Annotated in this window: 25 protein-coding genes; 13 read left to right on the forward strand and 12 right to left on the reverse strand. The window is 70.2% G+C overall.

The features are described from left to right. Positions 1 to 299 precede the first annotated feature (299 nt). From G537_RS0134470 to G537_RS0134485, 4 genes are all read left to right on the forward strand, one after another. On the forward strand, positions 300 to 923 hold the full coding sequence (locus G537_RS0134470) for a YqaA family protein (protein WP_245579203.1): 624 nt from the start codon (positions 300 to 302) through the stop codon (positions 921 to 923). Positions 924 to 997: 74 nt separating this feature from the next. Then, positions 998 to 2,476 carry a DUF1176 domain-containing protein gene (locus tag G537_RS0134475; RefSeq protein ID WP_081689244.1) on the forward strand — a complete coding sequence of 493 codons (1,479 nt, stop codon included), beginning with the start codon at positions 998 to 1,000 and terminating at the stop codon, positions 2,474 to 2,476. A 187-nt stretch (positions 2,477 to 2,663) separates the two neighbouring features. Next, a complete protein-coding gene (locus G537_RS0134480) occupies positions 2,664 to 3,068 on the forward strand; it encodes an MAPEG family protein (protein ID WP_026873912.1) in 405 nt (134 codons plus the stop codon). A gap of 52 nt (positions 3,069 to 3,120) precedes the next feature. Then, positions 3,121 to 3,624, forward strand: a complete 504-nt coding sequence (locus tag G537_RS0134485; protein ID WP_026873913.1) for a DUF4262 domain-containing protein — start codon at positions 3,121 to 3,123, stop codon at positions 3,622 to 3,624. 293 nt (positions 3,625 to 3,917) lie between these two features. On the opposite strand, the gene G537_RS42635 is transcribed toward G537_RS0134485, so the two are convergent. The 7 genes from G537_RS42635 to G537_RS0134520 form a co-directional block, all read right to left on the reverse strand. After that, positions 3,918 to 4,814, reverse strand: coding sequence for an ATP-grasp domain-containing protein (locus G537_RS42635; protein ID WP_051249490.1), 897 nt, complete (start codon positions 4,812 to 4,814; stop codon positions 3,918 to 3,920). A 13-nt stretch (positions 4,815 to 4,827) separates the two neighbouring features. After that, positions 4,828 to 5,169 carry a DUF6404 family protein gene (locus tag G537_RS41555; RefSeq protein ID WP_051249491.1) on the reverse strand — a complete coding sequence of 114 codons (342 nt, stop codon included), beginning with the start codon at positions 5,167 to 5,169 and terminating at the stop codon, positions 4,828 to 4,830. 88 nt (positions 5,170 to 5,257) lie between these two features. Further along, positions 5,258 to 6,715: an N-acyl-D-amino-acid deacylase family protein gene (locus tag G537_RS0134500; protein ID WP_026873914.1), complete on the reverse strand. Its 1,458-nt coding sequence runs from the start codon at positions 6,713 to 6,715 to the stop codon at positions 5,258 to 5,260. Beyond that, positions 6,708 to 7,655 (reverse strand): SIS domain-containing protein, encoded by a 948-nt coding sequence (locus tag G537_RS41560; RefSeq protein ID WP_051249492.1) that lies wholly within the window; start codon positions 7,653 to 7,655, stop codon positions 6,708 to 6,710. The genes G537_RS0134500 and G537_RS41560 overlap by 8 nt, the downstream gene beginning before the upstream one ends. A 337-nt stretch (positions 7,656 to 7,992) precedes the next feature. After that, positions 7,993 to 9,300, reverse strand: a complete 1,308-nt coding sequence (locus G537_RS0134510) for an amino acid deaminase (protein WP_051249493.1) — start codon at positions 9,298 to 9,300, stop codon at positions 7,993 to 7,995. A 13-nt stretch (positions 9,301 to 9,313) separates the two neighbouring features. Further along, positions 9,314 to 10,381, reverse strand: a complete 1,068-nt coding sequence (locus tag G537_RS0134515) for an ABC transporter ATP-binding protein (protein ID WP_026873916.1) — start codon at positions 10,379 to 10,381, stop codon at positions 9,314 to 9,316. Positions 10,382 to 10,395: 14 nt separating this feature from the next. Then, on the reverse strand, positions 10,396 to 11,190 hold the full coding sequence (locus G537_RS0134520; protein WP_026873917.1) for an SDR family oxidoreductase: 795 nt from the start codon (positions 11,188 to 11,190) through the stop codon (positions 10,396 to 10,398). A 310-nt stretch (positions 11,191 to 11,500) separates the two neighbouring features. Between G537_RS0134520 and G537_RS0134525 the strand changes: the two genes are divergently transcribed. The 4 genes from G537_RS0134525 (at position 11,501) to G537_RS0134540 (ending at position 15,084) form a co-directional block, all read left to right on the forward strand. Beyond that, a complete protein-coding gene (locus G537_RS0134525; protein ID WP_026873918.1) occupies positions 11,501 to 12,739 on the forward strand; it encodes an ABC transporter substrate-binding protein in 1,239 nt (412 codons plus the stop codon). Between the two features lie 236 nt (positions 12,740 to 12,975). Beyond that, complete coding sequence (locus tag G537_RS0134530; RefSeq protein WP_081689245.1) at positions 12,976 to 13,869, forward strand: carbohydrate ABC transporter permease; 894 nt, start codon at positions 12,976 to 12,978, stop codon at positions 13,867 to 13,869. Further along, on the forward strand, positions 13,862 to 14,683 hold the full coding sequence (locus G537_RS0134535; protein WP_026873920.1) for a carbohydrate ABC transporter permease: 822 nt from the start codon (positions 13,862 to 13,864) through the stop codon (positions 14,681 to 14,683). The genes G537_RS0134530 and G537_RS0134535 overlap by 8 nt, the downstream gene beginning before the upstream one ends. Before the next feature lie 8 nt (positions 14,684 to 14,691). Further along, complete coding sequence (locus tag G537_RS0134540; protein WP_026873921.1) at positions 14,692 to 15,084, forward strand: RidA family protein; 393 nt, start codon at positions 14,692 to 14,694, stop codon at positions 15,082 to 15,084. On the opposite strand, the gene G537_RS0134545 is transcribed toward G537_RS0134540, so the two are convergent. The 3 genes from G537_RS0134545 to G537_RS0134555 all read right to left on the reverse strand — a co-directional run bounded on the left by G537_RS0134545 (position 15,081) and on the right by G537_RS0134555 (position 17,751). Next, complete coding sequence (locus G537_RS0134545; RefSeq protein ID WP_026873922.1) at positions 15,081 to 15,947, reverse strand: TauD/TfdA dioxygenase family protein; 867 nt, start codon at positions 15,945 to 15,947, stop codon at positions 15,081 to 15,083. The genes G537_RS0134540 and G537_RS0134545 overlap by 4 nt on opposite strands. A 46-nt stretch (positions 15,948 to 15,993) precedes the next feature. Continuing rightward, positions 15,994 to 16,824, reverse strand: a complete 831-nt coding sequence (locus G537_RS0134550) for an isocitrate lyase/PEP mutase family protein (protein WP_026873923.1) — start codon at positions 16,822 to 16,824, stop codon at positions 15,994 to 15,996. A gap of 78 nt (positions 16,825 to 16,902) precedes the next feature. Beyond that, positions 16,903 to 17,751, reverse strand: coding sequence for an NmrA family NAD(P)-binding protein (locus G537_RS0134555; protein ID WP_034854013.1), 849 nt, complete (start codon positions 17,749 to 17,751; stop codon positions 16,903 to 16,905). Positions 17,752 to 17,994: 243 nt separating this feature from the next. Between G537_RS0134555 and G537_RS0134560 the strand changes: the two genes are divergently transcribed. Beyond that, entirely contained in the window at positions 17,995 to 18,882 is an 888-nt protein-coding gene (locus G537_RS0134560) for a LysR family transcriptional regulator (protein ID WP_026873925.1), read from the forward strand. Here G537_RS0134560 and G537_RS0134565 read toward each other — a convergent pair. Next, the gene (locus G537_RS0134565) at positions 18,879 to 20,435 is read right to left on the reverse strand and encodes a D-aminopeptidase (RefSeq protein ID WP_026873926.1); all 1,557 of its coding nucleotides are present in this window, start codon (positions 20,433 to 20,435) and stop codon (positions 18,879 to 18,881) included. The two genes, G537_RS0134560 and G537_RS0134565, sit on opposite strands and share 4 nt — an antisense overlap. Positions 20,436 to 20,571: 136 nt before the next feature. On the opposite strand from G537_RS0134565, the gene G537_RS0134570 reads away from it, so the two are divergent. Continuing rightward, positions 20,572 to 21,714, forward strand: a complete 1,143-nt coding sequence (locus tag G537_RS0134570) for an alpha-hydroxy acid oxidase (RefSeq protein ID WP_026873927.1) — start codon at positions 20,572 to 20,574, stop codon at positions 21,712 to 21,714. Between the two features lie 21 nt (positions 21,715 to 21,735). On the opposite strand, the gene G537_RS0134575 is transcribed toward G537_RS0134570, so the two are convergent. Then, a complete protein-coding gene (locus G537_RS0134575) occupies positions 21,736 to 22,650 on the reverse strand; it encodes a LysR family transcriptional regulator (RefSeq protein WP_245579205.1) in 915 nt (304 codons plus the stop codon). Positions 22,651 to 22,764: 114 nt separating this feature from the next. Here G537_RS0134575 and G537_RS0134580 point away from each other — a divergent pair, with 114 nt between their 5' ends. The 3 genes from G537_RS0134580 (at position 22,765) to G537_RS0134590 (ending at position 26,179) form a co-directional block, all read left to right on the forward strand. After that, a complete protein-coding gene (locus G537_RS0134580) occupies positions 22,765 to 24,078 on the forward strand; it encodes an amidohydrolase family protein (protein ID WP_026873929.1) in 1,314 nt (437 codons plus the stop codon). A gap of 74 nt (positions 24,079 to 24,152) precedes the next feature. Then, complete coding sequence (locus tag G537_RS0134585; protein WP_034854015.1) at positions 24,153 to 25,352, forward strand: arabinose transporter; 1,200 nt, start codon at positions 24,153 to 24,155, stop codon at positions 25,350 to 25,352. A gap of 59 nt (positions 25,353 to 25,411) precedes the next feature. Further along, positions 25,412 to 26,179 carry an SDR family NAD(P)-dependent oxidoreductase gene (locus tag G537_RS0134590; protein WP_026873931.1) on the forward strand — a complete coding sequence of 256 codons (768 nt, stop codon included), beginning with the start codon at positions 25,412 to 25,414 and terminating at the stop codon, positions 26,177 to 26,179. Positions 26,180 to 26,269 lie beyond the last annotated feature (90 nt).

Below are 26,269 nucleotides of genomic sequence, written 5' to 3' on the forward strand. Positions count from 1 at the left end.
TTGACGGGGTTGCCCCTGTCACGGGGGCGTGGATCGAAACTCCGTCATTGGTGGAATTGGAATGTCGATGCCACTCTGGGCGGCCCCTGGATCGCCGGGTCAAGCCCGGCGATGACAATAAAAAGGGCCTTACTCCTCTTTCCCACCTCGGAAACCCTTGACCGGACACCTGTGGGTCACGCCCGGGCATGACATTTTGAGTAAGGGCCGGTCCCGGGGCTACGCCCAATCCCGGCCGTGACACCGGACCGCCCGCCGTCTATGACCATCGCAGGAGCGACCGGGCAGAGGATCAACGCGTGGTGCAGGACGGGGGCGTTCAGGCCGGGGTCGAACAGCCGGGCTTTCTGCGGCGGCAATACGACCGGCTGATCCGGGCGGCGCACGGGCCGCGGGCGCAGTGGACGCTGGCCGGCGTGTCCTTCGCCGAAAGCTCCTTCTTCCCGATCCCGCCCGACGTCGTGCTGATCCCGATGATGCTCGCCAATCCGCGGCGGGCCTGGTGGCTGGCGGGGCTGTGCACCGTGGCCTCGGTGCTGGGCGGCCTGGTCGGCTACGCCATCGGCTACTTCCTGTTCGAGACCGTCGGCTCCTGGCTGATCAACGTCTACGGCCTGCAGGCCGGGTTCCAGGAGTTCCAGCAGAAATACGCCGAATGGGGCAGCTGGATCATCCTGGCCAAGGGGGTGACGCCGATCCCCTACAAGCTGGTGACCATCACCAGCGGCGTGGCCCAGTTCCCGATCGTGCCATTCATCCTGTCCTCGCTGGCCTCGCGCGGCCTGCGGTTCTTCCTGATCGCGGTGCTGATGCGGATCTATGGCGACCAGGTGCGCTACTATCTGGAGAAGTATCTGAACTGGGCTTTCTGGGGATTCCTGGCCCTCGTCGCCGTCGGCTTCGCGGTGATGACGCAGTTCTGACGAAAGAACGGTCTGGCCCTCCAGCCAAAGACATGTTTTCCTAGTCCGGACGTCCCTGGGGGAGGATTTCCGGAATGATGCCGCGCATCTTACCAGTATCGGCGATCGTCTTCCCATTGCTTGTCGCCGTCTGCCATCCGGCGGCGGGGCAGGAGAAGACGACGGACCAGGCGATCACGGAGCTGCTGGGCGACCCCGCGCCGTACCGGCAGGTGTTCGAGGCCCTGCAGAAGGCGGTCCGGGCGCATGCCGCCGCCGATGTCGCGGCGCTGGTCTCCTACCCGATCGACGTCACCATCGGCGGCCGCAAGGTCGCGATCCGGACGCCGAAGGATTTCGCGGCCCGCTACGACCAGGTCATGACGCCGGCCATCACGGCGGCGGTGCTGAACGAGACCTACGAGGATCTCGGCGTCAACGATCAGGGCCTCAGGGTCGGCGACGGCGAGGTGTGGATCTCCGGGATCTGCGCCGACAATGCCTGCAAGTCGGTCCGGGTCCAGGTGGTCACGATCCAGCCCGGGCCGGAAGGGGCGGCCGCGCCGGCACCCGCACCCGCGCCGACGCCGGCCAAGACGGCCGCGGCCCCGTCCGCCGGGCCGCTCAAGCAGTTCAAGGACTGGGTGATCGGCTGCGACAACCTGCGGGGCTGCACCGCGCTGGGGCTGACGGCCGAGGACGGCGCCGACGTCGCCTATCTGTCGGTGTCCCGGACCGGGGCGGCGGAGGAGGGGCCGCGCGTCGCCGTCACCCTCCTGGCCGATGATCCGGTGTCGGGCGCGGCCCTGACGCTGGCCGTGGACGGGCAAGGGAGCGCGCCGCTGCCGGTGACCTGGGATGGCGACTATGCCACCGCCGCGCTCCCGGATGCGGCGGCGGCGCAGCTCCTGGCAGCGCTGCGCTCCGCCAGGACCCTGACGGTCGGCCTGCGGGCGGGATCGAAGACGGTGAAGAGCGCCACGGTCTCTCTCGCGGGCGCGACGGCGGCACTGCTGTTCATGGACGACCAGCAGAAACGCGTCGGCACGGTCACGGCGCTGGTGCGGAAGGGGGATGCGCCCGCCTCGTCGATCCCGCCGGTGCCGGACCCGCCAAAGCTCGAGGCCAGGAAGATGGCCGCGCTGTCCGACCCGTTGCCGCCGCTGCCGCAGGGACTCGAGCGGTCGCGCGACGAGAGCTGCAAGGATGCCGAGGATGTCGTGCTCAGGCTCTCGGATACGGCGGTCCTCTGGGGCCTGTGCGACGATGCCGGCGCCTACAACCAGGATTACCGGTTCTGGATCACCGGCGCGGGCGCGCCGAAGCCGGTGTCCTTCGCCATTGCCGGGGACCTGGACGGGTCCGACTCAGCCCTGCTGGTCAACCCGTCGCTGTCGGATGACGGCATGACGCTCAACGGCTTCTACGAGAGCAGGGGCGTGGGCGATTGCGGCGAGGTCGCCGACTGGGCCTGGGACGGCGAGGCTCTGCGCTTGGCCCGGCTGGCTAGGATGGACGAGTGCCGCGGCGTGGCGCCGGACGACTGGCCGGTGCTGTTCCGGACGGGGCGGTGAGGCGGGCGGCGGCTCGCTCTCCCTGGCTGCGGTGCCGATGCGGATCCATGGCGGCCAGGCGCGGTGTTGTCTGGAGAAGTCGCTGAACGGGCCTTCCGGGGCTTCCCCATGCTGGCTGCCCTCGGCTTCGCCGTGATGACGCAGGTCCAGCCGAAGCCGCCCGGCCCGTCGCCAGGGAGGTCGGGCCATGTCCACGCAAGCCATCCTGCTGCCCCTCTTCGTCCACGTCGCGCTGATCTTCCTGCTCGCGATCCGGACGCTGCGATCGCGCCATCGCGCCTTGCAGGGGGCCGCCTCCGCCCAGCCGGCGCGCGGCACCGGGATCCCGGACCGCCTTCAAAGCCAGCTGCAGCTGTCGCTGCTGTTCTTCGTCCTCGTCATCCTGGCGATGATGACGAGAAAGGCCGATCTGCTGTTCGTCGTGATGTCCTGGGTCCTGGTCGTCGTCCTCGTTGTCCATGCGGCGGCCGAGGCCGGATCCGGCGGTCCGCGACTCCGCGCCGGTGCCTTCGCGGCCGCCATCCTGCTGCTGCTGGCGATGTGGGTGATCTTCGCCCTGCGCATCCTGCTGGCCGGGGTGGAGCCGGTGTGATTCCCCAGGGCGACCCGTTGACTTGCCGACCCCCGCGCGACCAGCATCGACCATGACCACGGCCCTGGATGCGCCGGCCGACGCGCTGAATCCGCAGGAGCAGACATTCGTCGCCATCATGCGCGAGCATGGCTGGCATCACATGGGTGTGCTCGGCGACGCCGAGCATTCGGAGTTCTCCTACTCCACGGGCTTCTGGCTGACGCTCCGGCACCCCGAGATCATCGTCTTCTCCCTGCCGCAGCAGGTCGCGGGTCGGGTGCTCTGGGACCTCTACCGCGATTTCCAGAAAGGCCGGGTCTTTCCGGTCGGCGTGCGGCTCTCGGAAGTGTTCGCGAATGTCGACGCCTATCTGATGCCCGTCGGCAGGCAGCACTACGCCGATCATCTCGGCTGGAGCCGCTGGTTCTACGGCAACGACGACTTCCCTTGCCTGCAACTGGTCTGGCCGGACAAGCGGGGCGCCTTTCCATGGGAGGCGGCTTGGCAGCAATCCTTTCCGCAATTGCATCCGGACCTGACTCCGGCGGGGTGGATTCACGCCTTGAAATCCTGAGGACCCCGCGCGAGCGCCGCCCCTCACACCGTCGAGACGATCCAGGCCGGCCGATACCATCCGGCTTCGCTTCGTCTGGAACGAATAGATGGACATCGAGAAGGCGCCGATGGCGAAAGGCATGGCGACCAGCTTGGCGACGGCCGGGATGGAATGGGTCCGGCGAATGCCTTCTTCTCCGTCATCGCGAGGTGCGAAGCGCCGTGGCGATCCAGAGGCCGGCACCGCTGGATGGCCACGCCCCTTCGGGGCTCGCCATGACGAAGTTGCGTTCCGGTGGGCGGCGCGTGTCGTCAGGCGGAGCGCAGGGCCGCGGCGACCGAGGTCAGGACGGTCTCGGCCGCCCCGCCGGCGGGGATGCCTGAGACCTGGCCGTCGCCGGTCTCCACCAGCAGCCAGCCGTCATCCAGCCGCCGTGTGTTATCGACCGTGGCGAAACGGCTCGGCAGCGCGCGGGCGATGGCCTTCAGCAACTGCGGCGGCGGGGCTTCGGCGGTGGTCGAGGCCGTGAAGCGCGGCCAGCAGCCCAGGATCCGGCCATCCAGAGCGAAGCAGCGCCATTCCTCGGCCGCGCCGTCGGTCGCGACGGCGAGGGGGACATAGCGGCGGAAGACCAAGCCGCCGGTCAGGCTGTCGCCCTGCAGCTCTACGAAACGCCCGATGACGCGGCGCACGGCCGCACGATCGGCGGCATCCGGGATGAAGCAGGCCTTGGACCAGTAGCCGGCGGCCTGCGACTTGACCCAGTCCTTGACTGTTGCCGCCGCGTTGCCGAACGAGGCCAGCGCTCTGGACAGCGCCGCGTCGTCGCCGATGCGTTCCCGGTCAACCCAGGTGGTCTGCGGCATCCAGCGGCCGACGAAGGCGTGAGCCGTTGGCAGATGGTGGCAGGCCGCATACTCCTCGGGCGTGTTGAGGAGCCGGACCCCGCACTTGGACAAGGCAGTGAACAGCCGCCCATAGGCCTCGGCGGACATCATCCAGCCGCGATAGACGGCCAGGCCGGGACCGTCGATCGGGGCGCGTTGCAGGGCCGCTCCGGCGTCGGGCCAGCGTTCGACCGCGTCATGGTCGACCAGCAGCCGGCGCAGCCCGAGCCGATCCGCGATCTCCGCCTCCTCGCCGAACGCCGGGTCCGGAGATCGTGGCGACAGGGGATCAGCGCAGAGGAGGACGTACGATTCCGGCATGCAGCGGCGCCGGCTAGACCTCTTCCCAGGACGGCAGCCCGTGCTTGCGCGCGGTGCGGCGCAGCAACCAAGCCATCATGACGCCGAATGCGGTTCCTGCGAGCAGAGATCCGATGATCCGCCCAGGCATCGCCGATCCGCCGGGTGCCCCATCCATCAGCCAAGTAAGGATGCCGTAGCCGACCGCGAAGGAGAGACCCATGATCGCCGCATTGACCAACGGAGGGGCGAACAGCGGCGGCGGCACGGCGACGCCGAGGCGCCAGAGCAGGCGATGGAGCAGGGGCGCCCCGCGCCTGATCCCCTTCGTCTCCAGCAATGCGCGAGCCCTGGCCAGCCTGTCCTGGAAGCTCATCCGCATCTCCACGGTCCGACCCGCCTGAAGGGCTTCTGATGGTGTTCCATCGGCCGCCCCTGCGCAATGCCGCCCTGAACCGGAGAGGCTACCCCGCCCTCACCAGCAGCCGCCCCGCCCGATCCACCTCCGTCTCGCCGGCGCGCCAGGACATCCGGCCGTTGACCAGGACGAAGTCGATGCCGCGCGACGGGGTCTTCGGCGACTCGTAGGTGGCGGCGTCGGCGATGTGGTGCGGGTCGAACACCACCAGGTCGGCGGCGCAGCCCTCGCGCACCAGGCCGCGGTCGGGCAGGTTGAAGCGCATCGCCGACAGGCCGGTCATCTTGTGCACCGCCGTCTCCAGCGGGAACAGGCCGAGGTCGCGGCTGTAATGGCCCAGCACGCGCGGGAAGGTGCCCCAGAGCCGCGGATGCGGGTGGCTGTCATGCGGCAGCCCGTCCGAGCCGATCATGGTCAGCGGGAAGGACAGGATGCGGCGGACATCGGCCTCGTCCATCTGGAAGTAGATGGCGCCGGCCGGGTGCAGCCGAACCGCCGCCTCCTTCTCCGTGCAGCCCCATTCCGCGGCGATCTCGGCCAGGTCGCGGCCCGCCATCTCCGGCTTGGCCTTCGACCAGGCGACCATGATCCGGATGTCGCCGGTGACATGGTCCGGGTCCAGCACGGTCGAGCCGGCGGTGTAGGGATAGGCGTCGAGCCCGACCGGCTGGTTTTCGCTCGCCGCCTCGATCACCGGCAGGGTCTCGCGGCTGCGGCCCCAATTGTGCGGCCCGGCGCATTTGTGGTGCGAGATCACCACCGGCACCCGGGCGCGGCGGGCGGTGCTGAAGCTCTCCTCCAGCGAATCCAGCACCTTGTCGTGCTCGTCGCGCATATGGGTGGCGTAGACGCCGCCGCGGTCGGCCAGCAGCTCTGCCAGCGCCACCACCTCGTCGGCATCGGCCCCGGCGTTGGGCTTGTAGTAGAGGCCGGTGGAGAAGCCGATGGCGCCTTGGTCCAGGCTGTCGGCCAGGAGGCGCCGCATGGCATCGATCTCGCCGGCATTCGCCTTGCGGCCGACATCCGGCATGGTGCCGACGCGCAGCGAAGAATGGCCGATCAGCGCCGCCACGTTGACGCCGGGCGTCACCTCGTCCAGCCGGGCACGGTAGTCGGCGAAGCTCGGGAACTCGTAGGCCGACCGGTCGCCCAGCAGGTTCAGCGGCGGCGGCGGGGCGCGGTCCAGCGTCAGCGGCGACAGGCTGATGCCGCAATTGCCGACCACCACCGTGGTCACGCCCTGGCTGATCTTCGGCAGCATCGCCGGGTCGTCGATCACCGCCCGGTCGTCATGGGTGTGCACGTCGATGAAGCCGGGCGCGACCACCCGGCCGGCGACGTCGACCGTCTCCAGCGCCTGCGCCGGCGCGATGCCGCCGGGCGGGGCCACGGCGGCGATGCGGTCGCCGAGGATGGCGACGTCGGCCTCGCGGCGCGGCGCGCCGGAGCCGTCGATCACGGTGCCGTTGCGGAGCAGCAGGTCGTAGGGGGCGCGGTCAGGCATGGATCTTCTTCCGTCGGGCGGGGCGGGGCGACACGTCGCGGGGCGGCGCTGGCGGCGCCGGCTCGTCGAGGGTGGGGATCTGGCTGAGAGTGTATTTGACCCGGCGCAGGCTTTCGAGGGCGGCCGGGCCGCGCCGCATGGCCACGCCGGTGGCGATCACGTCGATCACCGCCATATGGGCGAGGCGAGAGGCGGTGGGCTTGAAGATGTCGGCATCCTCCGGCGGGGCGGCCGCCAGGACGATGTCGGCGGCGTGCGCCAGGGGCGTGTCCGGGCGGGTGAGGGCGATCACGGTGGCGCCGTATTGCCGGGCGATCTCGGCGCTCTCCACCAGGTCGCGGAAGCGGCCGGAGGCGCAGACCGCCAGCACGCAGTCGCCGGGGCCGAGCGTCGCGGCCGACATGCGCTGCAGCTGGGTGTCGGCGTGGAAGTCGGTCGGCAGGTCGAGCCGGAAGAAGCGCAGATAGGCGTCGTGGCCGACGGCGTGCGAGCCGCCGCCGACGCCGTAGATGTCGAGCCGCCGGGCCTTGGCGATCGCCTCGATCGCCTGGCGCAGCGGCTGCGGGTCGATCTGGTCGCGGACGACGGTCACCGCTTCGATCACGCTGTCCAGCACCCGGTCCGCCAGCTGGGCGACGTCGTCGGGCGGCGCGCCGGCCCCCATGGCGGCGGACGCGCGCCGCGCCAGATAGGGGCTGGCGACGGCCAGGTTCTGCGCCAGCTTGACCTTGAAGTCGCGCACGCTGTCGCAGCCCAGCGCCCGGCAGAAGCGGGTCACCGAGGGCTCGCTGACCTTCGCACGGCGCGCCAGCTCGGCGATGCTGGCGCGGGTGGCGAAGCCGGGATCGGCCAGCACCGCCTCCGCCACCCGCTGCTCGGAGGGCCGCAGCGACGCCTCCATCCGGCGCAGGCGCGAGACGATGTCGACCACATAGGCCATCAGACGGCCTCGCGGGGGTGGTGGAGCGGACTTACGCGTCGATCCGAAAGGCCGATCGCGCGCGTGCGAAGGAATTGCCTCTCCCGCTTGCGGGAGAGGTCGGGCTCGCGCAGCGAGACCGGGTGAGGGCCGAGCGCCCGTGCTACCGGAAGCGACGCTTCAGGGTGGAGACCATGCGCTTCACGACATATTCCGCAAACTCGGCTAGACCGCTGGCCCTCACCCGGACCTCCTTCGGAGGTCCGACCTCTCCCGCAAGCGGGAGAGGCAATTGGATCGCGCCCGGCAGATCTGTGAGTGCCAGGGAAGGAATGGTCGAGGGCAATGCGCGTCCGCATCAGAAGAACGTCCGGATCGCGCCAGAGACGCGGTAGTCGTCCTCCACCACCATCATCACCTGCCATTTGTCGAAGGTGGTGCAGGGGTGGGAGATGCCGCAGCAGACCAGGTCGCCGACCTGCGGATCGAAGCCCTCGGGCAGCTTCAGATAGGCGTGCTGGTCGTTCATCGCGGTCAGCGCGGCGCCGGCCGGCACCGGCTGCGAGGCCGCGGCGCCGGCGGGGCGCCACAGGGTCGGGATCGGCAGCTCGATGTCGTAGGAGACGTCGCGCTTGCCCATGGTCAGCAGCGCCAGCCTAGGCTCCGGCCGCGACTGCACCATCGACCAGACCTCCAGCGCGGGCTCCAGGGCGCCATGCCGGCGCCAGTCGGCCGGGATGCGGCGGAGGATGTGCTCGAAGATCCGGGTGTACTCGCCGGAATCATGGGTCAGATAGCAGCCGCTGCGCACCACCACCTGGGTCGGGCGGGAGAGGCGCACCGCCGAGAGCTTCCGGGCGACGATGTCGTAATAGGCCGAGCCGCCGGCGCTCAGCAGGACAGGCCCGTCCGCGAACAGGCCGGCGCGGTCGATCTCGGCCGCCAGCGCCGCCAGCCGGTCGAGGAAGCCGGCGACGGCGATCTCGTCCGCCGCCGCGTCCTTGGTGACGACCAGCCCCTCATAGCCCTCGACGCCGCGCAGGGCGAGGCCAGGGACGTCCGCCGCGGCCCGGGCCACCGCCAGAGCCTCCTCGGCCGTGCGGCAGCCGGTGCGGCGGCCGACCATGCCGAGCTCGACCAACAGGCCCAGCGGGCGCTGCGGTGGCGTCGTCCGGGCGGCCTCGGCCAGCCGGCGCACCCCGGCGACGGAATCGACGAGGCAGAAGGCCTCCAGATCCGGGTCGGCGGCGAGGGCCGAGAGGACAGAGCGCATCGCCGCGGCGTCGACCAGCTGGTTGGCGACCAGGATCCGCTTCACCCCGAAGCGGCGGCACACCTCGAACTGCTGGGCGGTGGCGACGGTGATGCCCCAGGAGCCGTTGGCGAGCTGCAGGTCGAACAGCTGCGGGCTCATCGTCGTCTTGCCGTGCGGCGCCAGGGCGACGCCGGTCTCGGCCAGGATGTCGCGCATCCAGCGGGCGTTGCGCTCCAGCACCGAGCGCTTCAGCAGCGCCTGCGGGAAGGGCAGGTCGCCGGACAGCGCGTTCCAGCCCTGGTCGCCGATGGCGCGGAAGGGGATCGGCTTCAGGTCGGGCGGCAGCCCCTTGCTGGCGCCGTCGATCGGGGCGTCGAGGATCGGGTCGAGGGCGAGGACGGACGCCTGCATGGCGGGCCTTCTTTCAGATGCGGCGGCCGGAGGCCGCGTCGAACAAGTGGGCGTGGGCGGCGAGGGGGAGGAGCGGCACCACGTCGCCCGGCGCCACCGGGCGGCGGCCGTGCATCACCGCGGCGATGCGGATGCCGGCCAGGGTGCCGTAGAGATGGGTCTCGGCGCCGGTCGGCTCCACGAGATCGATGGTCACCGGCACGCCGCCGACGCCTTCGGCCACAGTGAAATGCTCCGGCCGGACGCCCAGCAGCACCGGCTGGTCGTCCTCGGCGGCGCGGTCGGGGGCGGGCAGGCGGGTGCCGTCCTCGGCCTCCACCACCGGCCCTTCGGCGCCGCGGCGGTAGCGGCCGGGCAGGAAGCTCATGGCCGGGGAGCCGAGGAAGCCGGCGACGAAGGTGTTGGCCGGCAGGTCGTAGAGGTCCAGCGGCACGCCCTGCTGCTCGATCCGGCCGCCATTCATCACCACGATCCGGTCGGCCAGCGTCATCGCCTCGATCTGGTCGTGGGTGACGTAGACGATGGTGGTGCCGAGGCGCCGGTGCAGCGCCTTGATCTCGGTGCGCATCTGCACCCTGAGCTTGGCGTCGAGGTTCGACAGCGGCTCGTCGAACAGGAACACGGCCGGGTCGCGCACGATCGCCCGTCCCATGGCGACGCGCTGGCGCTGGCCGCCGGACAGCTGCCGCGGCAGCCGCTCGAGATAGTCGAACAGGTTGAGGATCCCTGCGGCCTTGCCGACCTTGGCCTCGATCTCCGGCTTCGCCTCGCCGCGCAGCCTGGGGCCGTAGGCGATGTTCTGCCGGGCGGTCATATGCGGGTAGAGCGCGTAGGACTGGAACACCATGGCGATGTTCCGCTTCTGCGGCGGGACCTCGTTGGCGCGCGTGCCGCCGATCCGCAGCTCGCCGCCCGAGATCGTCTCCAGACCCGCGATCATGCGCAGCAGGGTGGACTTGCCGCAGCCGGACGGCCCGACCAGGACGACGAACTCGCCGTCGGCGATGTCCAGGTCGATCGCATGGATCACCTGCGCGTCGCCGTAGCGCTTCACCACCCCGTCCAGCCGCACCGTCGCCATGGGTCGGGCCTCCCTCAGAAGTCTTCCAGCGTCAGCTCGCCCGCCATCACCCGGTTGCCGGCGGTCAGGCCGCCATCGACCGGCAGCACCGCGCCGGTGATGAAGCCGGCCTGCTCGTCCGAGGCCAGGAAGGCGACCGCTTTGGCGATGTCCATGGGCTCGGCCACCCGCTGCAGCGGGTACCATTTGCGCAGGGACTCGAAGATCTCCGGCTTCTTGTCCACCCGCGCCTGCCAGATCGGCGTGCGCACCGTGCCGGGGCAGATGACGTTGGCGCGGATGCCGAAGGGCCCGTACTCCACCGCCAGGGCGCGGGTGTAGCTGATCAGACCGGCCTTGGCGGCGCTGTAGGCCGGGTGACCCAGCGCCTGCAGCGCGTTGACGCTGCTGATGTTGACGATGGCGCCGCGCCGCCGCGCCTTCATGCCGTCGATCACCGCGGCGGTGACGTGATAGGCGCCGTTCAGGTTCAGCTCGACATCCGCGGCCCAGGTCTCTGCCGTGGTCGTGGCCAGGCTGCCGCGGTCGCCGCCGCCGGCATTGTTGACGACGATGCCGACCGGGCCGGTGCCGGCGACCGCGGCCTCGATCGCGGCGCGGGTGCCGGCCGGGTCGCGCAGATCGGCTGCCGCGGCCGCAGCCTTGATGCCGGACGCGGCCAGCTCGGCCACGCGGGCCTCCAGCGCCGCGGCGTCGCGGTCGGACAGGACCAGCGCTGCCCCGGCCCGGGCGAAATGATCGACGATCGCCCCGCCGATGCCGCCGAGCGCCCCGGTGACGAGAACGGTCTGGTCGGCGAAGCGCGTCATGGCTGTGGTTCCGGCAGGAAGACGGGGTGAAGGCCGATGGTAGCTCAATGTTTGAAACTTACAAGGCGGGCGTCGCGCGTGTGCGCTGCAGCATCGGCGTGGCGCCGGGAATCGTCAGAAGATTCAGCGTTGCTGCGGAATAGCGGAAGAAAATAGGCCTGCACGCCACTTCCGAATTGCGCCTTCCCGGGGATTGTAAGAGAGTTACATCCAGGGCGGTTCCGGCGGAAAGCCGGGCGCGGCCGCCCGCCGGTGATCCGGTCCCAATTGCGAACTCGTGCGGCCCTGCCGCCGAAACAGGAGGCCCTCCATGCAGCATGCGTTCCGGTCCGTGCTCCTCGGCGCGGGCGCCTCGATCCTGGCGGCGCTGGCCGCCGCCCCCGCCATCGCCGCCGAGGTGCGGGTGACGGTGGCCGAATACAGTTCCAAGACCGGGCCCTATTTCGAGGAGGCGGCGAAGGCCTTCGAGGCCGCCAACCCCGGCACCGACATCCAGATCGAGGTGGTGCCCTGGGACGTGCTGCAGCAGAAGCTGACCACCGACATCTCCGGCAACGCCAATGCCGACCTCGCCATCATCGGCACGCGCTGGCTGGTGGATTTCGTGCAGCAGGGCGTGGTCGCGCCGCTCGACGGCTACATGAACGACGACTTCAAGGCGCGGTTCATCCCGACCTTCTTCCAGCCGGGCGTGCTGGACGGCAAGACCTACGGCCTGCCGATCGCCGCCTCGGCCCGCGCCATGTACTACAACAAGGATCTGTTCGAGAAGGCGGGCATCTCCGCCCCGCCGGCGAGCTGGGACGAGCTGGTCGAGGACGCGAAGAAGATCAAGGACCTCGGCATCAAGGACACCTACGGCTTCGGCCTGCAGGGCAAGGAGATCGAGACCGACGTCTATTTCTACTATGCGATGTGGAGCTTCGGCGGCGACATCGTCGTCGACGGCAAGAGCGGCCTCGACAGCGAGGCCGCGGGCAAGGCCGCGACCCTGTACAAGCAGATGATCGACGACGGCCTGACCCAGCCCGGCGTCACCGCCTACAACCGCGAGGACGTGCAGAACTTGTTCAAGCAGGGCCGCATCGGCATGATGTTCACCGCGCCGTTCCTGGCCAGCCAGATCAAGACGGAGGCGCCGAACCTGAAATACGGCGTGGCCCCGGTGCCGAAGGGCACCACCCAGGCGACCTATGCCGTCACCGACTCGATCGTGCTGTTCGAGAACTCGAAGGTGAAGGACGAGGCCTGGAAGTTCCTGGACTTCCTGTTCCAGAACGAGTGGCGCGAGAAATTCACGGTCAATGAGGGTTTCCTGACCGAGAACCAGGCGGTGGCCAAGCTGCCGCACTTCACCGACGACCCGGACCTCAAGGTCTTCACCGCCATGCTGCCGAACGCCAAGTTCGCCCCGACCATCGCGGGGTGGGAGGAGATCGCCGACGCCACCGGCCGGGCGCTGCAGAAGATCTATCTCGGCGAGGCCAAGCCGGAGGAGGCGCTGAAGGCGGCGGCGGAGCAGGCCAACGCCGTGCTGGGGGCGCAGTAGGTCTCGGTTGGCCGGATGGGCCGGAGCCACCCCCTCACCCGAAATCGCTGACGCGATTTTGACCTCTCCCCAAGGAGAGGTGAAGAAAGCCGCTCTTCTTCCCCTCTCCTCGGGGAGAGGGAGGGACCCGGCGCCGCAGGCGACGGGAGGGTGAGGGGGCAGGGCCGTGCCGTCGAGGATCAGGTACTGATCAGGGAAAGACAGTGACGTCCGAGACCGAGAGGCAGGCCGTTCCGATGTCGGCGCCCCTGGCCGCGCGGCTGCCGGGGATGACGCCGGTCCTGCTGATCCTGCCCAGCTTCCTGCTGGCGGCCTTCATCATCGCCTATCCGGTCTGGGACCTGCTGACGGTCGCCTCGCACCAGGTCAACCGCTTCGGCCAGCTGCGCGGCTTCACCGGCCTGGCCAATCTCGAGAACGTCCTGGCCGACCCGCTGTTCATCGACAGCCTGTGGCGGACGCTGGTCTGGACCGCCGGGGTGGTGGCCGGCACGGTCGCGGTCTCGGTGCCCGTCGCGCTGATCCTGAACACGGAGTTCTACGGCCGCGGCGTGGCCCGGGTGATCGTGATGCTGCCCTGGTCGGTGTCGCTGACCATGATGGCGATCGTCTGGCGCTGGGCGCTGAACGGCGAATCCGGCCTCCTGAACCTGACGCTGCAGGATCTCGGCCTGATCGACCAGAAGGTGGTCTGGCTGGCCTCGGCCGCCACCGCCTTCCCGGTGCAGATCCTGATCGGGATCCTGGTGTCGATCCCGTTCACGGTGACGATCTTCCTCGGCGGGCTGTCGTCGATCCCGAACGACATCTACGAGGCGGCCGCGACCGACGGCGCCTCGCCGTGGCAGCAGTTCCGCACCCTGACGCTGCCGCTGATGCGGCCCTTCATCAACATGGCGGTGGTGCTGAACATCATCTATGTCTTCAACTCCTTCCCGATCATCTGGGTGCTGACCGAGGGCGGGCCGTCGGATTCGACGCAGATCCTGGTCACCTACCTGTACAAGCTGGCCTTCAAGCTCGGGAAGATGGGAGAGGCGGCGTCGATCTCGCTGGTGATGTTCGCGATCCTGCTGGCCTTCACCCTGATCTATCTGCGCATGGCGATGAAGGGCGAGCGGAATGCTTAGGAAGAGCATCCTCTGCTGGCTGGTGCTGTCGCCGCTGATCCTGGTGGTGCTGTTCCCCTTCGCGGTGATGGTGGCGACGGCGCTGAAGCCGGCGGCGGAGGTGCTGTCCGCCGATCCGTCCTGGCTGCCCAGCCGCATCGCCTGGGAGAACTTCGCCACCATGTGGCGGGCGACCGATTTCGGCACGGCGCTGCTGAACAGCCTCTATGCGTCCACCCTGGCGACGCTGCTGGCGCTCGCCGTCAGCATCCCGGCCGCCTATGCCATGTCGCGCTGGCGCTTTCCGGGGCAGGGCCTCTACCGCGACTTCCTGCTGGTCACCCAGATGCTGTCGCCGATCGTGCTGGTGATCGGGCTGTTCCGGCTGGTGGCCTGGCTCGGCCTCGTCGGGTCGGTCGATTCGCTGGTGCTGGTCTATGCCGGCTTCAACATCGCCTTCGCCGTCTGGATGCTGCAGAGCTATTTCGCCACCATCCCGCTGGACCTGGAGGAGGCGGCGTGGCTGGAGGGCGCGTCGCGCCTGCGCACCGTGATCCGCGTGTTCCTGCCGCTGGCGGCGCCGGCCATGGTGGTGACCGCGATCTTCACCTTCATCAACGCCTGGAACGAGTTCGCGGTGGCGCTGAGCCTCTTGCGCGCGCCGGAGACGCACACCCTGCCGATCAAGATTTTCTCCCTCGTCGCCGGCCGCTATACGATCGAGTGGCATCACGTCATGGCCGCGACGTTCCTGGCGACGATCCCCGTCGCCATCGTCTTCGCCTGGCTGCAGCGCTATCTGGTGCGCGGCCTGGCGCTCGGCGCCGTCAAATAGAGGATGGAATGAGCAAGCGCGAACATTTCGGAACCACCGTCACCGGCGCCGGCGGGCAGAAGCTGCCCTTCTCCAAGGCGGTGCGGGCCGGCGACTACGTCTATGTCTCGGGCCAGGTGCCGTTCGACGAGAACGGCGTGGTCGTGACCGGCGGGATCGAGATCCAGACCCGCCAGACGATGCAGAACGTCCAGGCGGCGCTGGAGCTGGCCGGCTGCACGCTGGAGGACGTGATCAAGGTCACGGTCTGGCTGGCCGACACCCGCGACTTCGCCGCCTTCAACCGCACCTATGACAGCTATTTCACCGGCGACCGGCCGGCGCGCTCCTGCGTCCGCGCCGACATGATGGTCGACTGCAAGGTCGAGATAGAAGCGATCGCGTACAAGCCGCTGGGCTAGGCCCGCGGCACCGCCGGGACCGGCGGCTCGCCCTGCACCATGGTGCGGTACAGCAGCCGGTCCTGGCCGTCATAGTCGTTGACGGCGTAGTGCAAGGTGCGGCGGTTGTCCCAGATCGCCAGGTCGCCCGCCTTCCAGCGCAGCCGGCAGGTGAATTCCGGGCGGATCGCATGGGCGTAGAGGAAGTCGAGCAGCGGCTTGCTCTCCTCCACCGTCATGCCGGCGAAGCGGATGGTGTAGATCGGGTTGACGAACAGCGCCTTGCGGCCGGTGTCAGGATGGACCCGCACCACGGGATGCGCGACCTCGCGGTCCGCCTCCGGCCGGTTGCGCTCGATGCCGATCGAGCGTGAGACGGCGATGGTGCCGGGTACGCCGCCGGTGCCGTAGGGCTTGCCGGCATGCATGGCGTCGAGGCCGTCGAGCAGCCGCTTCATGCCGTCGGACAGCGCCTCATAGGCTTCGACCATGTTCGCGAACAGCGTGTCGCCGCCATGGCTCGGCACCTGGCAGGCATAGAGCAGCGACGCCATCGGCGGCTGGTCGAGGAAGCTGAAATCCGAATGCCAGGCGTTGCCGAAGGTGCTGACCTTGCGCTCGTCGGCCGTCTTCTTCACCGCGACGACGTCCGGGTGCTCGTCCATGTGCCTGATGTAGGGCGCGCGGCTGACCGGCCCGAAGCGGCGGGTCAGCGCCACCAGCTCCTCCGGCGCCAGGTCGAGCCCGTGCAGATGGATCACCAGATGATCGTCCAGGGCCTGGCGGATCGCGGCGAAGATCCCATCGTCGACCGGGCCGGCGAGGTCGATGTCGGCGCCGAGCGACCCGGCCATCGGCCGGATGGTGAGGCGAGGGCTGGTCATGACGGCAGTATAGGCATCCGATCCGGCCGGCTGGAAGGCACGCCCGTCAGCTTCGGCCGAACAGGGCGTTGATCTCCTTGTGCGGAACGGCGTCTTCGGCGTAGCCGAAGCTGCCCCGGTCCTTGATCTCGCGGGCGGCGCGCAGGAAGCCGCCCAGCGCGGCCCGGGCCAGGGAGCCGCCGACGCTGATGCGCTTCACACCCATCTCGCCCAGCTCCGCGACGGTGAAACGGGCGCCGACCAGGCCCATCACCACGTTGACCGGCCGGTCAACGGCACGAACCACAGCCTCGATCTCCTCCCGCGTGCTCAGGCCGGGGGCGTAGAGCACGTCGGCGCCGGCCTCCTGGAAGGCCTGCAGCCGGCGGATCGTGTCGGCCAGGTCGCGGCGGTCGTGCAGGAAGTTCTCGGCCCGTGCCGTCAGGGTGAAGGGGAAGGGCAGGGAGCGCGCCGCCGTCACCGCCGCGCGCACCCGCTCCACCGCTTGGTCGAAGCCGTAGATCGGGTCGTCGTCGCGGCCGGTGGCGTCCTCGATCGAGCCGCCGACCAGCCCGACCGCGGCGGCCTGGCGGATGGTCTCCGCCGCCGCCTCGGGCGCGTCGCCGAAGCCGTTCTCGAGATCGGCGGAGACCGGCAGGTCGACGGCCTCGACGATGGCCTGCGCATTGGCCAGGGTCTCCTCCCGGCTCACCTTCTGCGCGCCGTCGCTGCGGCCGAGGGTGAAGGCATGGCCGGCGCTGGTGGTGGCCAGCGCCTCGAAGCCGAGGCCGGCCAGCAGGCGGGCGGTGCCGGCGTCCCAGGGGTTGGGGATGACGAAGATGCCCGGTCGGGCGTGCAGGCGCTGGAAGGCGAGGGCCTTCTCGGTCTGGCTCGGCATGGGGTTCCTCCCGATTGGCTGGAACCCATTGTTCCTCTTTTGTTCGAACTCGGTCAAGGCTCAGCGCCCGGCGGCCAGCTACTCGACATAGGCGCGCAGCGACCGCGGCTCGCGGCCCAGGACGGCGCGCGCCACCAGGCTGTTGCCCGGCTGGCCGTGGGCGGCGTAGTGGGCGAAGATCTTCTCCAGCAGCGCCAGCTGCCGCGCGTCATAGGGCGGGCCGGCCAGCGCCACCCATTCGGCGAAGCTGGGCTCGCCCGCGGCGATCGGGCGGCCCAGCGCCGCGCTCATCAGCGCCGCGATCTTCCGCCGATCCGGCAGCCCGTCGGCGCAGAGCTCGAAGCTGCCATAGGCCAGGCGGTCGCCGGTCAGGGCGATGGCGGCAGCCTCGGCCACGTCGCGGTAGTCGACCCGCGCCACCCGCGCCGTCTTCGGGAAGGGCTCGGCGAAGACTCCGGTGGCCAGCACGCCGGGCCAGGCGGCGCCGATGTTCTGCATCAGGTTGGTCGGCTGCAGGATCGTGTACTGCATCCCGGAGCCGTGCAGCGCCGCCTCGACCGGGATCTTGCTGGCGTGGTTGGCGAGCGCCGTGTTGGTCGCCTGGATCACCGAGGAGAAGACGAAGCGCCGGACGCCGGCCTGGCGCGCGGCCTCGACCATGCGGACGCCGAACTCGGCCTCGTCCGGGGCGAAGGCCGGGCCGATGTGGAAGACGCCGTCGACGCCGCGCAGGGCGGCGTCGAGGCTGGCCCGGTCGCGCAGGTCGCCGAAGGCGATCTCCGTGGCGCCGGCGGCGCGGGCGACGGCAGCCTTGGCGTCGTCGCGCACCAGGCCGCGGACGGTGACGCCGCGGCGCGCGAGCTCGGGCACCACCAGGCCGGCGAAGCGGCCGGCGGCGCCGACGACGAGGATGGTGGATGCGGTCATGTCGATCTCCAGGCAAGGCTGGAGTCGATTTTGGGACGACCGATATTCGTGAGAATAGGTCAGTTTCGTGATACATTCTCTCGCAACCCGAGAGACCTTCGGGTTCTCAACACCACCATTGCGAGCGCAGCGAAGCAATCCAGGGCCGCTCGCACCGGCCCTGGATTGCTTCGTCGGCTTCGCCGCCTCGCAATGACGGTGAGGGAAAGCTTTCTGAAAGAGCTTCAATTCGAGAGGGTACCGATGGACCGGCTGGACGATCTCGCCGCCTTCGTCGCCGTGGTCGAGGCCGGCGGGCTGAGCGCGGCGGCGCGCGACCTGCGCCGGTCGCTGCAATCGGTCAGCCGATCGCTGGCGACGCTGGAGCAGGGGCTGGGCGTCGCGCTGGTGCAGCGGACCACCCGGCGGTCGACGCCGACCGACGCCGGCCTCGCCTTCTACCGGCGGGTGAAGCCGGCGCTGGCGGAGATCCTGGAGGCGCGGGCCGAGGCCGCGGAGCGGCGGGCGGAGCCGTCCGGCCTGCTCAGGATCAGCGCGTCGGTGCTGTTCACGCCCCCGCATCTGGTGCCGGTGGTGGCCGGCTTCATGCGGCGTTATCCGCGGATCGAGGTGGAGCTGAAGCTCTCCGACCGCTTCGTCGACCTGACCGACGGCGCCTTCGACCTGGCGGTGCGGATCGGCGAACTGCCGGATTCGGCGCTGAAGGCCCGCCGGCTGGGCGCGCTGCGGCGGGTGGCGTTCGGCGCGCCCTCCTATTTCGACCGGCACGGCCGGCCGCAGCATCCGGACGACCTGGCCCGCCACCAATGCGTCGTGCGGACGGCCGAGGGCGAGGCCTGGCCGTTCCGGATCGGCGGCCGCACCCGCACGGTCCGGGTCAACGGCCGGTTCCGGGCCGACGGCACGGCGGCGACCTATGCCGCGGTGGCGGAAGGGCTCGGCATCGGCTTCACGCCGCTGTGGCAGATCCGCGACCTGGTCGACCGGGGCGTGCTGGAGCTGATCCTGACCGAATACGAGGTGCCGAAGGTGCCGATCCATGCGGTCTGGCCGGCGACGCGGCTGCCGCCGGCCAAGACCCGCCTGTTCGTCGACTACCTGGCGGAGACCCTGAAGCTGGACCGGCTCTAGCCGACGCGCTCGTAGCGCAGGCGGCGGGCCAGCCAGCAGCCGAGCTCGACCGCCGCCGCCCGGCCGGCGCCGTCGCGGCGGAAGGCCAGCGTCCAGTCGCCCGGCGGGGTGTGGTCCAGCGCGCGCGGGCAAGGCAGGGTCCAGACATCCGGCCCGACCGGGTCCAGCAGCTCCATCCGGCCCTGGCCGAGGAAGCCGGAGAAGCCGCCATACAGCACGCCGCCGGCGTCGACCACCTCCAGCTCGGCGTCCAGTTCCTCGCAGCGGTAGCGGCCGGCGACGTCGAGGGCCGGCGCGCCGGCGCAGGGCACGAGGCGCGAGCTCTGGTTCTCCTGCGGCCGGTCCATCCACAGTCCGTCCGCGGCGGGGCGCAGCCGGGTGCGGCCGTTGCCGGCGCCGCCGTCGGGCCGCAGGTCCAGCCGCTCGGCCGAGTGGCCGTAGCGCAGCCGCACCCGGCCCCCCGCCATGTCGATCCGCGCGACCAGGCCGGTCTCGGGCTCGGTGTAGCTGCCCAGCCAGTCCGGAGCGGGCAGGCCGGCGGCCGGCTTCGTCCGCTCCTGGCCCAGCACGGCGGCCAGCAGGTCCAGCGCCGCGGCCTGGGCGTCGGAGAGGTGGTTGAACATGACCACCACAGAGACCCGCTCCGACGGCACGTAGAGCCGATGGCTGCGCCAGCCGCGCAGCGCGCCGCCATGGCCGGTGATCGCGCGGCCGAACTCGGTCGCCCGGTTCAGGCCGAAGCCGTAGGGGGCCGGGGCGCCGTTCGAGAAGGCGACCGGCGCGGACAGGCGGCTGTACAGGGCCTCGGGATCGTCGCGGGTGGCGTCGATGTGGCGCTCCCAGGCGATCATGTCGTCCAGGCTGGCGCCGAGCCCGGCATCGCCGGTCCACAACACCCGGTTCTCGGCGGCGCGGAAGCCGCCGGCCTGGCTGCCCTCATAGCCCTCGGTGCCGTCCGGCATGGCGCGGGTATCGGCGGCGAGGAAGGCGCTGCCCATGCCGACGCGGTCGAAGATGCGGCTGCGCAGCAGCTCGCCGAAGCCGCGGCCGGTGCGGGCCTCGAGGATATCGGAGAGCAGGCGGAAGTTCTGGTTGACGTAGGAGTAGCGGGTGCCCGGCGCGAAATGCAGCGTCCGGGTGCCGGCGATCACCCGCGCGGCCTCGCGGTCGCCGAAGGGCGACTCGGCCGGCGCGCCGTGCAGCATCGCGACGGCCCAGTAGTCGCGCAGGCCGGACTGGTTGTGGCAGAGGTGCAGCGCGCCCGGCGCCTCGCCCTCCAGCCGCGGCAGGCGGGCGCGGACGTCGCCGTCCAGCGCCGCCGGGTCCGGAAAGGCGTCCAGCATCAGGCCGCAGGTGAACTGCTTGGTGATCGAGCACATCCGGAACAGCGTCTTCGGCGTGAACGGGATGCGCCGTTCGGCATTGGCCCAGCCCCAGGCGCGGCGGGCGATGACCTCGCCGTCGCGCAGCACGGCGGCGGCGCCGCCCGGCCCGGGAAAGCTGCGGGGAAGGGCGGCGAGAGCCCGGTCGAGGCGGGAGGAGAGAGTCGTCATGATGGCCGCCACCCTGGCGTCCCGCCCCGGCCGTGTAAAGATGGCCGCCGCCGGAATCGCGGATGACAGCCGCCCCGCCGCGTTTTATCAGACATAAGACCCTGCCCGAGAAGCCCCCTGGCCAAGAAGACTGCCGATGCCGACCATCACCAACATCCAGGACCTGAGAGTGCTGGCGGCGCGCCGCATCCCGCGCGCCATCTTCGACTACGCCGACCGCGGCTCCTACGACGAGGCGACGCTGCGGGCGAACCGGGCGGACCTGGCGGCGATCGGGCTGCGCCAGCGGGTGATGATCGACGTCGACAAGCGGAGCGTCGCGACCAGGATCCTGGGCGAGGACGTGACCATGCCGCTCGCCATCGCGCCGACCGGCCTGACCGGCCTGTTCCACGGCGACGGCGAGATCCACGGCGCCCGCGCGGCCCAGGCCTTCGGCATCCCCTTCACCCTCAGCACCATGTCGATCTGCTCGATCGAGGATGTGCGCGGGGCGGTGCAGAAGCCGTTCTGGTTCCAGCTCTACGTCATGCGCGACCGCGGCTTCTCCAAGTCGCTGATCGAGCGCGCCGTGGCCGCCCAGTGCTCGGCCCTGGTGCTGACGCTCGACCTGCAGATCCAGGGCCAGCGGCACCGCGACCTGAAGAACGGCCTGACCGTGCCGCCGCGGCTGACGCTGATGAACGCGCTCGACATCGCCACCAAGCCGGCCTGGGCGCTGGGCGTGCTGCTCGGCAAGCGGCGCAGCTTCGGCAACCTCGAAAGCCAGATAAAGGGGGCGGACAGCCTGACCACCCTGTCGCAATGGATCGCCAGCCAGTTCGACGCTTCGCTGAGCTGGAAGGACGTCGAATGGGTGCGCAGCATCTGGCCCGGCAAGCTGATCCTGAAGGGCGTGCTGGACGAGGAGGACGCGAAGATCGCGGCCTCGACCGGGGCCGACGCGGTGGTCGTGTCCAACCATGGCGGCCGCCAGCTCGACGGCGCGCAATCCTCGATCTCGGCGCTGCCGGGCATCGTCCAGGCGATCGGCGACAAGACCGAGATCCTGTTCGACGGCGGCGTGCAGTCCGGCCAGGACATCCTGAAGGCGGTGGCGCTCGGCGCCCGCGGCTGCCTGATGGGCAAGGCCTTCCTCTACGGCCTCGCGGCGATGGGCGAGAAGGGCGTGACCCTGGCGCTCGAGATCATGCGCAAGGAGCTCGACGTCAGCATGGCGCTGACCGGCACCAGCGACATCACCAAGGTCGACCGCAGCAGCCTGGTGATCCGGGGGTAGGGGGCGGACCCTAAACGCCGGTCAGCGCAGCTTGCCGATGATCTCGACGCAGAAATCGGTGAAGGCCCGGACCTTGGCCGGCGGATGCTTCCGCGACGGGTGAAAGGCGAAGAGCGGGAACAGCTCGCCATGCCAATCGGGGAACAGGTCGATCAGCTGGCCCGATTCCAGCAGCGGGCCGACGCCCCAGCCGATCACCTGCGCGATGCCGGTTCCGGCGACGCATTCCTCCAGCATCGCCTTCGGGTCGGTGAAGGTGAGCGGTCCCCTGGTCTCGACCGGGAGGATCCGGTCGCCCCTCACGAACTCCCACTCGAAGGGCTTGCCCGAATGCGGATCGAGGAACTGCAGGCAGCGATGCCGGGCGAGATCCGCCGGATGCTCCGGCCGGCCATGCCGGGCGATGTATTTCGGTGAGGCCACCGTGAGGATCGGAGCCTCGACCAGCTTGCGCGACACCAGCGTCGAAAACCGCGGCTGACCGAAGCGGATGGCGAGGTCGATCCCGTCAGAGACGAGATCGCCGAGCTGCTCCCGGGACACGAACTCGATCGACAGCTCCGGATAGCGGTCGCAGAAGGCACCCAGCTGCCCCGCCAGCACGAGGGGCAGGAAGAACGGATCGATGTCGACCTTCATCCGGCCGCGCACGGCCGAGGCCGCGCCGGAGGCCAGCGCCGCCGCATCCTCGATCGCGGCGAGATGCGGCTTGGCCTGCTCGTAGAAGCGGCGGCCCTCGTCCGTCAGCGTGATCGAGCGCGTCGTCCGGTCCAGCAGCCGCACGCCCAGCCTCGCCTCCAGCCGGCCGATCGCCCGGCTCACCCCCGACGCGGTGATGCCGATCAGCTCGGCGCCCCTGACGAAGCTTCCGCCCTCGACGACGGCCGCCAGGACGCTGACGCCGGCCAGAACACGCCCATCGAATGCCATGGTCATTCCTGACTTTCAGTCAGGAACAATCTGACATAACCGCACTTAATTCAACATCCCTCGCGAGCGATATCAGAGCCGCAGCCGGTCACGGCCTGGATCGCAGCAAGGGATTTCAGCATGAGCACGCAGCACGCACGGCGCACGCTGTTCAAGGGCGGCACCGTCCTGACGATGGACCGGACCCTCCCGAACCTCGAGGCCGGCGATGTTCTCGTCGAAGGCGACCGGATCGCCGCCGTCGGCGCCGGCCTGGATGTCGAGGATGCCGAGGTGGTCGACGCGGCGAACGCCATCGTCCTTCCAGGCCTTATCGACGCCCATCACCACGCCTGGCTCGGCGTGATGCGGCGCATGATGCCGGATGTCGACGACCTCTTCGCCTATATCGCGGTGGTCGCCGAAACACTGGGCGCCGCCTACCGGCCGCTGGACATGTATCTGAGCACGAAGCTCACCGCCGTGGCGTCGCTCGACGCCGGCATCACCACCATCGTCGACGCCTGCCACAATTCGCGCAGCCCGGAACACACCGACGCGGCGCTGGATGCCCTGGAATCGGCGGGCATCCGCGCCCTGCACCTGGTCGGCAAGCCGATGGACAAGACGGCGTCGCCGGACCATCTGCCGGGGGACCTCGAACGCCTCGCCGCCAACTGGAACGGGGATGGCGGCTTGGTGCGGGTCGGCCTGTTCGGGCAGCTCGATCTGGAGGCCTGGACGGTCGCCCGGCGCCTGGGCATGCGGATCCTGACCGAGTTCATCGGCGACCTCTTCCGGCTCGGGCCCGAGTTCTCGGAGAAAGGCGTGCTGGGGCCGGACAACATCTTCAATCACTGCACGCGCATCCCGCAGGAAACCTGGAAGCTGCTCGCAGACGCGGGCGTCGCCGTCACCGTCAACCCGCGCTCGGACGCGCTGTTCGGGTTCGACGACGAAGGCTTCGCCTATCAGCAGGCGGTCGATCATGGTCTGGCACCGGCTCTCGGCATCGACCTCGACACCGCCTTCGGCAGCGACATGTTCGGCGAGATGCACGCCCTGTTCTCGCAGCAGCGCTCGGCCATGCGCACCCGCCGGTTCCGCGGCGACGCCGGCGCCGCGGCGCCGATCTCGGTCCAGGCGGTCCTCGAAGCCGCCACCGTCAACGGCGCGCGGGCGGCGGGGCTTGAACGCTCCATCGGCACGCTGACGCCGGGCAGGCAGGCGGACATCATCATGGTCCGCACCGACGGGATCGGCGTCTTTCCCGCCAGCCATGCGGTCGGCACCGTGGTCCAGGCGGTCGGGCGCTCCGACGTCGACACCGTCATGGTCGCGGGCCGGTTCCGCAAGCGCGGCGGCACGCTGGTCGATGTGGATACGGCCAAGCTGCTGGCCGATGTCGCGGCCTCCCGCGACCACCTGTTCGGCACCACCGGCTACCGGCCCTGACTCCGGCGGCATGACCCGGCCGTCCCCTCGGCGGAGGGCCGGCCTGCCGCGCGTTCGGGCATCTGGAGACTCCCATGCCATCACTCACCGTCGAGGCGGAGGAACCGGCCGAGGCCGCGCCGGCCCGGCTGGCCCGCCCGGCCTCCGCCATCATCGGGGCCCTGTTCTGCGGCTATCTCTGCGTCGGACTGCCGCTTCCCGTCATCCCGCTGTTCGTCCATGACGGGCTCGGCTTCGGAACCCTGGTCGTCGGCCTGACGATCGGCGTGCAGTTCCTGGCGACGGTCCTCACCCGCGGCTACGCCGGCCGCGTGACCGACCAGCGGGGCGGGAGGCGGGCCGCGCTGCAGGGCGCCGGGGTCTGCGCGCTCGCCGGCCTGCTCTACTTCATCGCCGCCATCCCCGGGATCCCGCCGGCGGCCAGCCTCGCCGTCGTGGTCCTCGGGCGCCTGGCGGCCGGCTTCGGCGAGAGCCAGTTCGTCACCGGCTGCGTGTCCTGGTCGATCGCCTCGGTCGGCCCGCAGCGGGCCGGCATGTCGATGTCCTGGACCGGCATCGCGATGTTCGCCGCGCTGGCGGTCGGCGCTCCGATCGGCATGCTGCTCTACCGCAGCGCCGGCCTGGGCGCGGTGATGCTGGCCTGCATCGCGGTCCCTCTGCTGGCGGCGGCGATCGCCTTCGGCGCGACCTCCTATGCCTCCGCCGGCGGCCAGCGGCTGCCCTTCCATCGCGTCGTCGGCCTGATCTGGCGGGAAGGGCTCGGGCTCATGCTCTCCGGCGTCGGCCTCGCCGCGCTCAGCGCCTTCGCCTCGCTCTATTTCGGCGCGCGCGGCTGGGAGCATGCCGGCGTCGTCATGACCTGCTTCGGCATCGGTTTCATCTTCGTGCGGCTCGCCTTCGGCCATCTGCCGGACCGGGCCGGCGGCTACCGCGTGGCGCTGGCGTCGCTCGGCATCGAAGCCCTCGGCCAGCTCATGCTGTGGGGGGCGCCGCAGGAAGCCGTCGCCCTCGCCGGCAGCCTCGTCACCGGCCTGGGCTGCGCCCTGGTCTTTCCGGCCCTCGGGGTCGAGGCGCTGAAACGGGTGCCCGAGGCCAATCGCGGCAGCGCCATGGGCGCCTTCGTCGCCTTCCTCGACATCGCCTACGGCCTTTCCGGCCCGATGGCGGGCCTGGTCGCGGGCCGGTTCGGCTACGCCGCGGTCTATCTGCTCGGGGCCGCGAGCTGCATCCTGGGCATGGCCGCCGTCCTGACCGGAAGACGCCGCGCGGCGTGACCACCGGGACGCACAGGACAACCATATCCCTTCAGGCAAACCAACGCAGGAGAAGCCAGATGGCGCGCATCTTCATCTCCGGATCATCGACCGGGCTCGGCCTGATGGCCGGGCAGCTTCTGGCGGAGCAGGGGCATCGGGTCGTGCTGCATGCGCGCAGCGAAGCGCGGGCGGAGGACACCAGGCGGGAGCTGCCGGAAGCCGAAGCGGTCGTCATCGGCGACCTGGAGACGATCGCCGGCGCCGGAGAGGTGGCGGCGCAGGTCAACGCGCTTGGCCGTTTCGACGCGGTCATCCACAACGCCGCCGTCGGCTATCGCGAGGGCCACCGCATCACCGCGGACGGGCTGCCGCACGTCTTCGCGATCAACACGCTCGCCGCCTATATCCTGACCGCGCTGATTGAACGGCCGAAGCGGCTGGTCTATCTCAGCTCGGGGATGCACCAGCACGCCGACGCCCATCTGGAGGACATCCTCTGGCGCAAGCGGCGCTGGAGCGGGTCCGAGGCCTATGCCGAAAGCAAGCTGCACGACGCCATGCTGGCCTTCGCCGTCGCCCGCTTGTGGCCCGAGGTTCTGTCGAATGCGCTGGAGCCCGGCTGGGTGCCAACGAAGATGGGCGGCCCCGGCGCGCCCGACGACATCGGCCAGGCGCACCTGACCCAGGCCTGGCTCGCGGCGAGCGACGAGCCCGCCGCGCGGACGACCGGCGGCTATTTCTACCATCTCAAGCCGCGCCGACCGAACCCGCAGGCCCGGGACGTCGCCCTCCAGGACGGGCTGCTCGACATCTGCCGGGAGATCTCGGGCATCGCGATCCCATAGCCCGCCGGGGACGCCGCCGATGCCGTCGTCCTTTCGTCCTTGGCCAATGATCCCGGTCGCTTTAGAATGATTCAAAAATCAGTCAGGCAA

The organism is Inquilinus limosus DSM 16000 (assembly GCF_000423185.1).
GTDB classification, from domain to species: Bacteria; Pseudomonadota; Alphaproteobacteria; order DSM-16000; family Inquilinaceae; genus Inquilinus; species Inquilinus limosus.

Excerpts from the sequence above, each read along its gene's own strand:
- G537_RS41555 (WP_051249491.1), bottom strand. The coding sequence starts at position 5,169 with ATGAGCTTCCAGGACAGGCTGGCCAGGGCTCGCGCATTGCTGGAGACG.
- G537_RS0134575 (WP_245579205.1), bottom strand. The coding sequence starts at position 22,650 with ATGACCATGGCATTCGATGGGCGTGTTCTGGCCGGCGTCAGCGTCCTG.
- G537_RS0134500 (WP_026873914.1), bottom strand. The coding sequence starts at position 6,715 with ATGCCTGACCGCGCCCCCTACGACCTGCTGCTCCGCAACGGCACCGTG.
- G537_RS0134580 (WP_026873929.1), top strand. The coding sequence starts at position 22,765 with ATGAGCACGCAGCACGCACGGCGCACGCTGTTCAAGGGCGGCACCGTC.
- G537_RS0134550 (WP_026873923.1), bottom strand. The coding sequence starts at position 16,824 with ATGCCGAGCCAGACCGAGAAGGCCCTCGCCTTCCAGCGCCTGCACGCC.
- G537_RS42635 (WP_051249490.1), bottom strand. The coding sequence starts at position 4,814 with ATGCCGGAATCGTACGTCCTCCTCTGCGCTGATCCCCTGTCGCCACGA.
- G537_RS0134545 (WP_026873922.1), bottom strand. The coding sequence starts at position 15,947 with ATGACCAGCCCTCGCCTCACCATCCGGCCGATGGCCGGGTCGCTCGGC.
- G537_RS0134560 (WP_026873925.1), top strand. The coding sequence starts at position 17,995 with ATGGACCGGCTGGACGATCTCGCCGCCTTCGTCGCCGTGGTCGAGGCC.
- G537_RS0134525 (WP_026873918.1), top strand. The coding sequence starts at position 11,501 with ATGCAGCATGCGTTCCGGTCCGTGCTCCTCGGCGCGGGCGCCTCGATC.
- G537_RS0134485 (WP_026873913.1), top strand. The coding sequence starts at position 3,121 with ATGACCACGGCCCTGGATGCGCCGGCCGACGCGCTGAATCCGCAGGAG.
- G537_RS0134585 (WP_034854015.1), top strand. The coding sequence starts at position 24,153 with ATGCCATCACTCACCGTCGAGGCGGAGGAACCGGCCGAGGCCGCGCCG.
- G537_RS0134540 (WP_026873921.1), top strand. The coding sequence starts at position 14,692 with ATGAGCAAGCGCGAACATTTCGGAACCACCGTCACCGGCGCCGGCGGG.
- G537_RS41560 (WP_051249492.1), bottom strand. The coding sequence starts at position 7,655 with ATGGCCTATGTGGTCGACATCGTCTCGCGCCTGCGCCGGATGGAGGCG.
- G537_RS0134515 (WP_026873916.1), bottom strand. The coding sequence starts at position 10,381 with ATGGCGACGGTGCGGCTGGACGGGGTGGTGAAGCGCTACGGCGACGCG.
- G537_RS0134480 (WP_026873912.1), top strand. The coding sequence starts at position 2,664 with ATGTCCACGCAAGCCATCCTGCTGCCCCTCTTCGTCCACGTCGCGCTG.
- G537_RS0134570 (WP_026873927.1), top strand. The coding sequence starts at position 20,572 with ATGCCGACCATCACCAACATCCAGGACCTGAGAGTGCTGGCGGCGCGC.
- G537_RS0134590 (WP_026873931.1), top strand. The coding sequence starts at position 25,412 with ATGGCGCGCATCTTCATCTCCGGATCATCGACCGGGCTCGGCCTGATG.
- G537_RS0134520 (WP_026873917.1), bottom strand. The coding sequence starts at position 11,190 with ATGACGCGCTTCGCCGACCAGACCGTTCTCGTCACCGGGGCGCTCGGC.
- G537_RS0134555 (WP_034854013.1), bottom strand. The coding sequence starts at position 17,751 with ATGACCGCATCCACCATCCTCGTCGTCGGCGCCGCCGGCCGCTTCGCC.
- G537_RS0134535 (WP_026873920.1), top strand. The coding sequence starts at position 13,862 with ATGCTTAGGAAGAGCATCCTCTGCTGGCTGGTGCTGTCGCCGCTGATC.
- G537_RS0134510 (WP_051249493.1), bottom strand. The coding sequence starts at position 9,300 with ATGCAGGCGTCCGTCCTCGCCCTCGACCCGATCCTCGACGCCCCGATC.
- G537_RS0134565 (WP_026873926.1), bottom strand. The coding sequence starts at position 20,435 with ATGACGACTCTCTCCTCCCGCCTCGACCGGGCTCTCGCCGCCCTTCCC.
- G537_RS0134475 (WP_081689244.1), top strand. The coding sequence starts at position 998 with ATGATGCCGCGCATCTTACCAGTATCGGCGATCGTCTTCCCATTGCTT.
- G537_RS0134530 (WP_081689245.1), top strand. The coding sequence starts at position 12,976 with ATGTCGGCGCCCCTGGCCGCGCGGCTGCCGGGGATGACGCCGGTCCTG.